The sequence below is a fragment of the Bacteroidota bacterium genome, from assembly GCA_026391695.1.
Lineage (GTDB): Bacteria > Bacteroidota > Bacteroidia > Bacteroidales > JAGONC01 > JAPLDP01.
Genome location: JAPLDP010000064.1, coordinates 48,167 through 61,320, shown reverse-complemented (window position 1 = coordinate 61,320; position 13,154 = coordinate 48,167). Strand labels below are relative to the sequence as shown.

Sequence of the window (13,154 nt, the reverse complement as noted above, 5' to 3'; positions counted from 1 at the left end):
AAATTTTCAATACATACGGGCTATTCTATCCGATAAATTTTTGATAATTAAAAGTATAAATCCTATGATAAGATATTCTTCACTGACTAAAAAGTTTATCATGGCCTTTGCGGGGCTTTTCCTGATCCTTTTCCTTCCTGTTCATCTCGGCATCAATTTATTGATATTACCTATTACGGAAAATCATCGGGAGCTATTTGATGTAGCAGTAAAATTTATGACCACGAACCTGTTAACTAAAGTGTTTGAGATATTTTTATTTGCCGGCTTTATCATTCATATTTTTTATGGTGTGGTCTTACAAATCCAGAACTGGCGGGCAAGGCCCAAACGTTATAAAGTGGAGGGCTGGTCACACACCTCTTTTTTCTCAAAATTCATGATACATACAGGTGTTATTATTTTCATCTTCCTTATAATTCATTTTATTAATTTTTATTTCGTTAAACTGGGCATAACCCAACCACCACAGGGCGATGCTGTCGTTGTTTCAAAACATGATTTTTACAATATGGCCGTTAATCTTTTTTCAAATACGGGCTATTCCGTTTTATATATCCTCCTGCTCCTGTTTGTGGGATTTCACCTGAACCATTCTATCCAGTCGGCTTTTCAGTCATTGGGTCTGAATCACAGCAAGTACACTCCGGCGATAAAATGGATAGGGAATATCTACTCCATCGTCATTACCGTCGGATTTATAGTTATTCCTTTATATTTCATTATTTCCTGATAGTTTATAATTAAAATTTTCAAAATCAGAAACCATGACAAAACTTGATGCTAGAATACCTGAAGGCCCCTTGGCAGAAAAGTGGACGCGATACAAGAACTCGGCCAGGCTGGTCAATCCTGCTAACCGCAAGAGGCTTGACATCATCGTTGTGGGAACCGGCATAGCCGGAAGCGCTGCCGCATCGTCTCTTGGAGAGTTGGGATATAACGTTAAGGTTTTCTGTTTTCAGGATATGCCCCGCAGAGCCCATTCCGTTGCTGCCCAGGGAGGCATCAATGCTGCCAAGAACTATAAGAATGACGGTGACAGTGTGTACAGGTTATTTTATGATATGATCAAGGGCGGGGATTACCGTGCCAGGGAGGCCAATGTATACCGTGCCGCAGAAGTCAGTAATGACACTATTGATCATCTTACAGCCCAGGGAGTTCCCTGGGGAAGGGAATATGGCGGGACGCTTGCCAACAGGTCCTTTGGTGGAGTGCAGGTGTCACGTACATTTTATGCCAAAGGGCAGACAGGTCAACAGGTATTGCTTGGCACTTATTCGGGCCTTTGCAGGCAGATAAGCCAAGGCACCGTGACCATGTACCCGCGTCGTGATATGCTTGACCTGGTTGTTATCGATGGAAAAGCACGGGGCATCATTACCAGAAACCTTGTCACAGGAGAAATCGAGCGCCATTCGGCACATGCTGTCGTTCTGGCCACAGGTGGTTATGGTACGATCTACTATCTGTCGACCCTCGCTGTTAACTCCAATGCCAGCGCTGCATGGGCCGCTCATAAACGGGGTGCTTTCTTTGGTAATCCAAGCTTTGTCCAGATACATCCTACCAGTATCCCGGTTTTAAATGAATATCAATCCAAGCTCACCCTGATGTCGGAGTCGCTCAGGAATGACGGAAGGATTTGGGTTCCAAAAGAGAAAGGCGATAAGCGTAAACCGAATGATATTCCCGAAGAGGAAAGGGATTATTACCTTGAAAGAAGGTATCCTACTTATGGGAACCTTGTCCCGCGCGATGTCGGTTCACGTGCAGCAAAGGAACGCTGTGATGCTGGTTATGGCATTGGTGACACCGGTTTGGCCGTATATCTGGATTTTAGAGATGCCATAAAGAAAAAAGGGAAGAAAGTCATTGAAGATAATTACGGTAATCTTTTCGAATTGTATGAAACGATTACCGGTATGAATCCTTACGAGGAGCCCATGCGCATCTATCCTGCAGGACATTATACCATGGGGGGACTATGGGTAGATTACAGCCTCATGACCACTGTACCCGGCCTTTTTGCCATAGGTGAATCAAATTTTTCCGATCATGGTGCCAATCGATTGGGAGCCAGCTCTTTGATGCAGTGTGCCGGGGACGGTTATTTTATCCTCCCCTATACGATTAGCGATTACCTTGCCGGAGAAATCCGGACCCCGGGATTTTCAACACAGACGCCGGAATTCGACGAAGCTGAAAAATCGGCAAAGGGAAAGATAGAAAGATTATTTGCAGTTAATGGGAAACAGACTGTCACTTCTTTTGCCAGGCGGCTGGGCAAGATCATGTGGGATTATTGCGGCATGGCCCGAAATGAGGAAGGATTAAAGAAAGCATTGGCGATGGTGGCGGAGTTGGAAAAGGGGTTTTGGCATGATGTACGAGTTCCTGGTACAGCTGAAGATTTGAACCAGGAGTTGGAGAAAGCAGGCAGGATAGCCGATTTCTTCGAGCTGGCTAAACTTATGATCACCGACGGTCTTGACCGGAAGGAATCATGCGGCGCGCATTTCCGTGAAGAGAGCCAGACTGAAACCGGAGAGGCCAAACGCGACGACCATCATTATGCCTATGTGGCTGCTTGGGAATACCAGGGTAAAGATCAACCACCAAAGCTGCACAAGGAACCGCTTGTGTTCGAAAATGTTGAGTTGAAAGAAAGAAGTTATAAATAATTAATCATACATACCATGAAGGTAAAACTGAGAATCTGGCGGCAGAAAAGCGCTAAGGCCAAGGGTAAATTTATGGATTATATCCTGGATGACGCATCACCGGAAATGTCATTCCTCGAGATGTTGGATGCACTGAATAAGAAGCTGATCGAGAAAGGGGAAGAGCCGGTGGCATTTGATTACGATTGCCGTGAGGGTATATGCGGGTGTTGTGGTTTATATATAAACGGGAGACCGCATGGCCCTGAGAAACATGTGACCACCTGCGAGCTGCACATGCGGTCATTCAGGGACGGAGCGACCATCATTGTCGAACCATGGCGTGCCAGGGCATTTCCGGTCATAAAAGACCTTATTGTCGACAGGAGCGCCTTTGAAAAGATTTTGATAGCAGGTGGTTTCATCAGCGTTGATGCAGGCCAAGCACCTGAAGCCAATTCATTCCTTGTACGAAAAGACAAAGCCGACGAAGCCTACGACGCAGCAACATGTGTCGGTTGCGGCGCATGCGTGGCGGCCTGTAAGAATGCCTCAGCCATGCTCTTCGTGTCGGCTAAAATATCGCAATATGCGCTTTTACCGCAGGGACAGGTAGAAGCGATGGACAGAGTGCAGCGCATGGTAGCCAAGATGGACGAACTGGGATTCGGTAACTGTACCAACACTTATGCCTGCGAAGCCGAATGTCCTAAAGGAATAAAGATCACCAATATTGCCCGCATGAACAGGGAGTTCTTTAAAGCTAAGATAGCCGCACAAAAGGAAGATGTAGGCATATGATGATGACCAACTAAGATATCAGATACCTGATATCTGATATTTGATATGAATTTATAAAATAATGGGATTTAATCCGGGTGAGAGCCGGGCGAGAATCCCATTTTTTTTATAGTTTAAAAAAATTACTTGATATATTCAAAATAATTAATTATATTTGGGAGATTTAAAAGGTGCTTAAATGAATCAGTTTGATTTGTGAATTAATCTCCTCTTATGAAATCTCTCTACGCATCAGGTGTTTTAATCATCATTTTTTTTGTATCACTTTTCTCAGCGGGAAAAGTTAATCAAAGACGTCTTTTAATCAGTTATCCTGATACTCCTGCTTTATCTGACACATTATTTCCTCCTGCTTCTCTGAATGTTGATCCTTTAACTCTGATTTCCACCTGGCAAGCTCCGGTTGGTATGTTCATGAATAAAACCAGAAACTCAGGTGATCTGGAAACCAATGAATACGTCTTACTTGGATACAATGTTTATCTCGATGATTCACTCGCCGGTTTTACTACTGATACTCTTTTTCAGTATGATCCTGCATATATTGCCTGGGGGCAGGCATATATTTCTGCTGTGAGTGCTGTTTATGATTCGGGCATTTCGGATAAAATTTATTATTCCTGGGTTTCGGTTTATTTACCACCACCTGTCAATTTACAGATTCCTGCTATGGCAACTATTCCACAACTGAGATGGGACCCACCGGTGTATACTTATAATAAATATGGAGTAAATTATGGAACTATAATAGCCTATAATATTTATCGCTTTGGGAATATGATTGGGAGTACGTATAGTGATGTTTTTGAATATTATGACTATGACTGTGTTCCGGGATATAATTCCTATCATGTGACTGCTGTATATGGCCAGCCGACACCCGGTGAATCAATGAAAGAGGGTCCGGTAGTATGTGAAACGCCTTTAATAGTTAGTTTTTATGGTGTTGTCAGGCAGGGAGGGACGCTATTACCTCTTGCAGGAGTCTGGGTAGAAGCTGATAATTACACAACCTACACCAATGACTTGGGAGGATATCATATAGACTTACCTTCAGGAATCTATAATGTAAGCTATGAAAAACCGGGTTATTCAGGTCAAGGCTTTCCGCTCGTGATAACAGGTGAGGTTGTTATTAATATTACACTTTATGAATTTTTATTACCACCGCAAAATCTTATTTGTAATTCCATGATTGGTACAATAAGATGGCTCCCGCCTCTGTTGCTTGATACATCGGTTTATTTTAATTGTATTGAAGGTGGAGAAATCCCATTAGGTTGGTTGCAGGATTATTTGCAGGGATCAACGGGATGGGAAGTCTATGGCGGAAGTCCTTCAGGCATCCCTGATGCGGCCTATTCAGGTCAGTATAATCTTTCCTTTTTTGGTGAGCCCGGTACAACAAAGTTAATCACATCCGGAATTCATCTTGGCAATGCCATGCTTCCGAGGCTTCATTTCTGGTATACAAAACTATCCGGCAGTGCTTCAAGCGAACTCATTATGTACTATAAGCGGTCTCCCAATGGTCCATGGCATCACTTGGAAACGATCACCGATAGTGTACACGAATGGACTGAATGTGTTATCGACCTGCCGGATCCAACAGATAATTATTACATAGGATTTACTGGTAAAATAACTCAATATGGCAATCCGGGAATATGTATTGATGATGTGGGAATAACATCCGGTTATGTTCCCGATAATGACAATAATGAAAGATCATTCGAATGCTATAATGTATATCTTGATAGTGTATGGATTGCTTCTACAACAGAAACATATTATTATTATCATGACTTACTCGGTATCGGGCAAACCCATATTGTCGGTGTTGATGCACAATATTCAACAGGTCACTCAAGTGTAATACAGGATTCAATAACATATTATACCTGTGATTACTTTAATCCACCTGGGTGTTTTGAGGGATTTGTATATCAAGGCTCAGCATTACTTACTTGGGGATGTCCTACTGAAGTAGATCGTTGGGATTTTCTTGGTTATAAAATTTGGCGTAATGGCGAAGTGATTAATAAAGAGCTTATAACTGAATCGCCATATTATGATCATCCCTGGCCATGCGGCACATTTTATTATAATATGACGGCTGTATATATTGGGGGTGAATCATGTTTTATAGATCCGTCTGTAAAGTTGACTTTTGATAATAATTTTAGTCCCCCTTGGGATTTAACTGCCTGCATAGGAAATGATGATTCTATTATTTTAACTTGGCATTCGCCACCACCTCCTGTGTGGATTCACTGGGATGATGGTGTAAATTGCACTGCCATAGGATTAACTTCAGGGGGTACCTTTTCTGTGGCTTCCAGGTGGGATGAAGAAGATCTCCAACCCTATTCCGGACAATCATTAATTAAGATAGCCTTTTTCCCAAGTTCAAATGTAACAGAATACATCCTGAAAGTGTGGAAAGGTGATAATGCAGCTAATTTAGTAATAGAATATCCATTAAGTGGTCTGAATATGGACGCATGGAATATTATTGATTTACCAAATTTTGTTTTAATAGATGCCTCTGAAGAATTGTGGTTCGGATATACATGCTCAGGTCAGCCACCCGGCGAGCGTCCTGCTGGTTGTGATAGCGGACCTGCTATTATTGGCAAAGGAGATCTGGTTTCTACAGATGGTAGTAATTGGGCTCCATTATCTTCTTATGGACTGAATTATAATTGGAACCTGCAGGGTGGCGTGGTTTGGTTGTCAAATCAGGTACCATTGACTCAAATACCAAAGAAACAAATTCAAAATAATAGCTGCAATGAGTTGAAGGCAGTAAGATTGGCTCCTTCACCAAATGCAAAATTTATATATCCAAGGGCGGATTCACTTCTGGGTTACAACCTGTATAAGAATGGTGTGGAATACCAATTTATTTCCCCTGCAGATAACAGTTACATGGACATCTTGCCGCCACCAGGAAAAACAGAATATCATCTTTCAGCGATTTATGATGCGGGAGAATCCTGTGAAGCAGGTCCGGCAATAATTACCGTCGCACCAGCGAGAATAGAGGGAATCATATTTGATTTGAAAACCAATGATCCGGTCGAAGGCGCTATAATAAGTATTTATCCATCAGGATTTTCCTCTGTTTCGGCATACGATGGCAGCTATTCCATTATCAATTTACCGGCAGGATGGCATCAGATCATAACGCAAGCAGATGGATATAAAACCGATACCATTTCTAATGTCAGAATTAATTATGGGCAAACATTAATTCTGGATATCGGTATGTCGGATGAAACAGTTTATATAATGCCTTTCTCCGAAGCCTGGGATTCAGCATCATTTGTACCACAGGATTGGACATTTGAACCATCATTGGGCAACTGGTGCATCCATGACGATGAGGGGAATAATGCTCCTGCTGCTGAATTCAATGGATTTCCCCACTACACCAACTATTCTTTCTGTCTCACCAGTCCGTTAATCAATGTCACCGATCCCGTTCATGGTTTTGAAATGGCTTTTGATCTAAAAAAGGCCATTAACAATCCTACAGATAATGAGTTTCTTAAAGTAGAAATCTGGAACGATACAAGCTGGATAGAATTAGCTGAATTTTCCAATGATATGAATACCGGCTGGTCAACATTTACCTATTTTATTTCAAAGAAGGACGTAGGAAGTCTTATAAAATTCAGATTCATTGCCACAGGCTCAAATTCCAGCGACCTTGATTACTGGGGCATTGATAACATCAGTATCGATTTTCCGGAGATAGCAAGAATTAATGGAACCGTGACTGAATTGGCAACCGGGAATCCAATTCAGGGCGTAGAAGTTAAAGCTGACGACTATGAACCTGCTTATACTGACACAAATGGTCATTATTCCCTCATTCTCGAAAAGGGATTTTATGAGATATCTTTTACCAGGGATGCGTACAACACCCATAACGAAAGTAATGTTTTTGTCACGGATACAACTGAATTAGATATAGAGATGACCCAACCTGTTCTTCGCCTTGACCCTTTGTCAATATATGTTGAAACATATCCATTTTGGGGTACTGAAATCAGGTATATCAACATTTCCAATGATGGAAATGGGCTTCTTGGGTGGCAGGCTTCTATTGATTTTCTTAATGAAAATGACAACAAACAGAGTATTTGTGAAGTATGGGACATAGCCTTTAGATACAACATCACCGATGCTTCCGGAGGGAATTCATCACAAGCGGGTGTGGAATTTGATGGGACATATTTTTATACGACACTGTCCAATGGAGCCAGTATAAATAAATACAACAGGGATGGAACATATATTGGCACCTATCCCATTGTCGGGGCTTCGACAATCCGTGATCTGGCATGGGACGGACAGTACCTGTATGGCGGTTCAGCCACGCCTCTCATTTATATCATCGATCCGGTCAATATGCACGTTGTCAATTCCATTGATGCCCCTGAAAACGTGCGGGGAATTGCTTATGACAATTCGCAGGATGCGTTCTGGATAAGTGACTTGTCCAGTGACTTTTATCTTGTCGGCCGCAACGGTAATACATTGGCCGAAATATCTAATCCTGGTTTAGAAGCGGTATATGGTCTGGCTTACGATGATTTTTCGGGAGTACCTTACCTGTGGGCTTTTAGCCAGGATTTTGGAGGAGCCGATTTAATTCAGATAGATGTATTTACGGGGCAAATGACTGGTATCGCACACGATGTACTCGATGATATACCTGGATGGGGAGCGGGTATGGCCGGAGGTGCATTCATAACAAGAGACTATTTACCGGGCAGGATCATTATTGGTGGGTTGGTTCAGGGTGTTGATGATTGGATTCTTGGATATGAGTTATATGCCTGGGGTGCTGATGACTGGGCTATTCTGGGCTGTAATTCTGGCACTCTTCAACCAGGACAGTCACAAGATGTGCCGGTTTATTTTGTGGACCCAGGGAATTTAAACTGGATGTATTTATATGAAGCCAATGTTAACGTGACTTCTGATCCAAATGTTGGGGATGAGACTGTGGAGCTGAGTATAATTATCGTGGAGGATATTAAAGAAATTATAAATGCAACCGTGCTAAAAATTTATCCTAATCCTGCCCAGGATAATATTACAATTGAATCGGATGTAGATATCAACGAATTGAAAATAACCAACTATACCGGACAAGTCATTTACGAATCAGACTTAGCGTTACCTTTTCATTTACAAATCAATACAACAAAGTTCAATAATGGAATTTATCTAATTACCTGTAGGACGACTAATAGTGAGTACCTTATTAAAAAATTTGTAATTATGAGATGACCTTAAGTATCTGAATACAAATACACGTATAAATAAAAAATGTCATGAAAATAATTGCCAGAACCAGCCTCCTTTCCGTGGGTATTCTATTTTTCATCCTCTTTTTCTCTGTCCTGAAAATTCAATCCGAATCAGGGAACAGATTCATTTTTAATCAGAGAGGTGAAGGAACCATCACAGGTTATGTCCTCGAAAGTGGTCCCATGCCTATGCCCATATCCGGGGCAACAATAACAGCCTCAAATGATCTGAATACATATTCAACGACTTCAAATCAGGTCGGTTTGTACAGCCTTGAAAATGTCGCCGAGGGAATGTATACAATTACCTGCAATGCAGAGGGCTATGCTCCGCAAGTTGTTGATAATATTGTTGTCAACGATGGTGAAGTTGTTGAAATAGATTTTGCCCTCATTCAGTATATTAATCCTCCGACAGGTGTGACAGCCGGGTATTTTGATTTTACACATACATCGGCTGCAATTCAATGGAACGAACCCGAGGGCGTCGATATAGACCATTATGAAATATACCGTCTCCATGAAGGGGAAGAAACCGAGCCCGGAATGTGGACACTGTTAGATGACAATGTTGTGGATACCTGTTTTTTGGACTTATTCTGGCCCGAACTTGATTCCGGTCTTTATGAATATGCTGTAATTGGTTATAGTGGCTATAATTTTTCAGAACCGGCATTTTCAAATACTATTGTCAGAGGTTTTCAGGTTGTGGCAAATTTCAGGATCGACGGACAGGGTGAAGCCGGAGCGCTCATTACTTTAATTAATGAGGATATCAATCCGGATTATTATTACCAGGACATAACTCCTTTTGATGGCAAAGTGACATTTTATGATGTTTATCAGGGTATCTATACGCTGACAATTCTATATAATTATTATCCCTTTTATGAATTGCGGCATATATCTATAATACAAGATATTACCTGTAATATTTCATTCTGTTGTGACCTTTCCCCGAAGAATCTCCATGTGGATACTGCAACGATGGAAGCCTGCTGGCTTGATCCGGAACCAAAATATCAGACCCTCTTCAAGGAAAATTTCGAGCATGGATATATTCCAACCACCTGGCAGGAGGTTTTCATCGAAGATACCGTGTCCTGGGAAATAGGTACAGGAAGTCCATCGGGGATTCCCTCATATGCTCATTCAGGGGACTATAATATCTCTTTCAGCGGTGATTCTGCCCAGACCTTGATCATGACGCCGCCTATTAACCTTGCCAATGCTCTTCTCCCCAAGCTTATTTTTTGGTATTGCCAGTCACAGGACACCAATGAATGGAATCATCTAAAAGGCTATTACAGGAATTCCCCGGGTGGTCCCTGGCATAATTTATTTGATTCGTATGATAACAATTACCCATTTTGGGTGAGAAAGGTAATAAGTCTGCCGGAGGTTACGGAATATTACCGTATTGCTTTTGTCGCTGAATCAAATAATCCGTCAGGAGGAGGTATTTGTCTGGATGATATCGAGGTAACTTCGGCACTGGAACCGGACGGACCTTATGAAAATGAAGATTTTACCGGATATCATCTTTATTTGGATGAAACCCAACTGGGAACTTATGATACAGCAGGCTGTCATTCTTTAGGTGATGTGTCTTATGGTTTTCATGTTGCAGGAGTATGGGCAACATATTTTGGAGTTGAATCCTATTATGCTGAATGCGGTTTCTATTATTATCCGTGTGACTCTCTGGCTCAACCGCAGAATTTTCATGGATTGGTGAATGGTATGGTGGTAACCTTATCCTGGGAGCCACCTGAAACGATGAAACCCCCAAATCAGGAGTATTCAAACGACTATTCACGTTTTGAACTGTGGGGATATTATATCTGGAAGAATGATAGGAAATGGGCATTTATTCCTGCTTCAGTTAATGAATACACAGACACAATATTTTTTCCGGAAAATTGCTATGCTTGGGAGGGTGAAAGCTATTTAATTCTTCGGTACAATGTTACGGCAGTGTATCATGAAGGTGAATCATGCTTAATTGATCCTTCATTTGAGGCGATTTGTCCCATGCCTGATCCGCCTGAAGGACTGACAGCTGAGATTCTTGAAGGTGATCATGTGTTATTGACCTGGAATCCTCCGGGGAACGATACTGGTGAGTGGATCCATTGGGATGATGGCGAGAATTATGATAGCTTTGGATTAACATCAGGAGGAGACTTCGAAGTGGCATCCAGATGGGAAGTGGTGGATCTGGTGCCATATGATGGTATGTACCTTACGAAGATCGCTTTCTATCCTCGGGGAGCCACACCGGAATATGCCCTGAAGGTATGGACAGGCGATACTGCCGGCATACTGGTATTGGATCAGGAACTGAGCGCTGTGGTACTTGATCAGTGGAATACAGTAACATTGACAACACCGGTACAGATAGATGCCACACAGGAGCTGTGGTTTGGTTATGCTATCACAGGCCAACCTGCAGGAGAATACCCGGCAGGATACGATGCAGGACCGGCTATCCAAGGCAAAGGGGATATGATCTCAGTTGATAATGGTGAGTGGACAACACTTACGGCACTTGGCCTCGATTATAACTGGAATATCTGGGGCTATGTTACTCCGGAGGCCGACAGGTATGATTTATTGGGTTATAATATCTATCTCTTCGATGAGGTCATGGCTTTTACTGAGGATACTTTCTATATAACGCCCCCTTTGTTTCCGGATACCTATGAGTACTATGTTACTGCTGTTTACGATGGAGGTGAGTCCTGCAAAGATGGTCCGGCAGTTGTTCAAGACTGCTGTACAAGTGGTATACAGGGATTAGTATATGATGCCAGAACTGAAAAACCTTTAAGTGGAGTAACTGTTGAGTTAGGATATGGTGAGGAAATGATAACGCGTGTTGATGGGCAGTATGGTTTTTATCATATAGGCATCGGTACCAAGACCGTTACGGCAGAGGCTGAAGGTTATAAGCCTTTTATTCAATCTACGTGGTTACCAAGTTATACAATTATGGATCTGGACATCCGCATGGTAGATACTTCACTTTTTACATTTCCCTTTGTGGAATCTTGGGATGGAGGGGCTTTTGAAACACAGCAATGGACATTTTTTCCTGAACAGGTGGGTTGGCAGATCAATACTATGGAAGGACATCCTGCACCCTCAGCACAGTTTGAATCTTCCGAACCAATGAATGATTACTGCTATTCACTTGTCAGTCCTTTTATTGATGTTTTGGGAATTGAAAGTAACGTAATCCTTGAATTTGACTTGAATATGTATTCGTCTAACCTTACGGGAACGGAAATGCTGACAGTGGATGTTTGGGAAGGAGATGAATGGATTGAAATTGATGAGTTTTCAAATGCCACTTTACTTGAGTGGGAGCACCAACATTATGATGTTACGGATTATGCCCAGGGTAAGATAACCAGGATTCAATTCACTGCTCATGGCACAAGCATACAAAATATTGATTATTGGCAAGTTGATAATATCATCATGAGGGAAGCTGTCATGAGAATTCTGTCGGGGCAGGTTTTAGACCAATATAGCAGCCCGGTTTATGCTACTATAGATGTTGGCGATTTGGTAACATATACCGATGAAAATGGTTACTTCTCTGTACATTTGGAAGAAGGCTCATATGTTCTTTCTATTAATGCAGAGGGGTGCCTGCCGTTCACTCAAGAAGTTCATCTTGAGAATCAAACTTACCTGGAAATCGTATTACCCTGTAATCTGATGCTTGTTGACCCGATGTCAATTTATGTTGAATCATTTGAGGGTTATGAAACACGTTATATCATCATTGAAAACTCTGGTCCGGAAACAATGACCTGGATGGTTGAAATTGATTACCTTAATAAAAATCAGGATATTACTATAAATTTTGACAAGCAATCAATGGAATGGCTTTCACTTGGGGATTCATCTGATATCATTGTGCCAGGTGAAATTGAAGAAATCGCGGTCAACTTTAACGGTGAAGACCTAGAAGAGGGTATAGTCTATGAAGCCAACATAATTTTTACATCTGTACCCGATTATGGCACTAAAGTGGTCAATGTCGGTTTCATGCTGTTAACAGGAATCGGAGAAGTGGACCATAATGATCTGATCAGGATTTATCCGAATCCGTCAAAAGATTATATCATCATTGAATCGGAACAGGATATCAACCTACTGACAATTACCAATTACATTGGAAAGACACTTTTTGAAACAGAAACGGAAGGTACACGTTATTTTCAGATAAACACATCAGGATTCAGTAATGGCATTTATCTGATCAGGTGCAGGATGAGCAATGGTAATTCAGTGATAAGGAAACTAGTCATTAACCGGTGAAAAATCTTGGTTTAAGGATTCGTTT

5 protein-coding genes are annotated in these 13,154 nt (G+C 41.8%); all 5 read left to right on the top strand.

The annotated features are described in order from the left end of the window. Positions 1–64 precede the first annotated feature (64 nt). The 5 genes from NT175_08125 (at position 65) to NT175_08105 (ending at position 13,129) form a co-directional block, all read left to right on the top strand. Positions 65–733, top strand: a complete 669-nt coding sequence (locus NT175_08125) for a succinate dehydrogenase cytochrome b subunit (GenBank protein ID MCX6234674.1) — start codon at positions 65–67, stop codon at positions 731–733. Between the two features lie 34 nt (positions 734–767). Further along, a complete protein-coding gene (locus NT175_08120; protein MCX6234673.1) occupies positions 768–2,687 on the top strand; it encodes a fumarate reductase/succinate dehydrogenase flavoprotein subunit in 1,920 nt (639 codons plus the stop codon). A 15-nt stretch (positions 2,688–2,702) separates the two neighbouring features. Beyond that, positions 2,703–3,467, top strand: coding sequence for a succinate dehydrogenase/fumarate reductase iron-sulfur subunit (locus NT175_08115; protein ID MCX6234672.1), 765 nt, complete (start codon positions 2,703–2,705; stop codon positions 3,465–3,467). A 213-nt stretch (positions 3,468–3,680) separates the two neighbouring features. Then, positions 3,681–8,774 carry a carboxypeptidase regulatory-like domain-containing protein gene (locus tag NT175_08110; GenBank protein ID MCX6234671.1) on the top strand — a complete coding sequence of 1,698 codons (5,094 nt, stop codon included), beginning with the start codon at positions 3,681–3,683 and terminating at the stop codon, positions 8,772–8,774. A gap of 44 nt (positions 8,775–8,818) precedes the next feature. Beyond that, a complete protein-coding gene (locus NT175_08105) occupies positions 8,819–13,129 on the top strand; it encodes a carboxypeptidase regulatory-like domain-containing protein (protein MCX6234670.1) in 4,311 nt (1,436 codons plus the stop codon). Positions 13,130–13,154 lie beyond the last annotated feature (25 nt).

Bases quoted from the DNA above. Each gene is read 5' to 3' on its own strand.
- NT175_08120 (MCX6234673.1), top strand. From the start codon at position 768: ATGACAAAACTTGATGCTAGAATACCTGAAGGCCCCTTGGCAGAAAAG.
- NT175_08105 (MCX6234670.1), top strand. From the start codon at position 8,819: ATGAAAATAATTGCCAGAACCAGCCTCCTTTCCGTGGGTATTCTATTT.
- NT175_08125 (MCX6234674.1), top strand. From the start codon at position 65: ATGATAAGATATTCTTCACTGACTAAAAAGTTTATCATGGCCTTTGCG.
- NT175_08110 (MCX6234671.1), top strand. From the start codon at position 3,681: ATGAAATCTCTCTACGCATCAGGTGTTTTAATCATCATTTTTTTTGTA.
- NT175_08115 (MCX6234672.1), top strand. From the start codon at position 2,703: ATGAAGGTAAAACTGAGAATCTGGCGGCAGAAAAGCGCTAAGGCCAAG.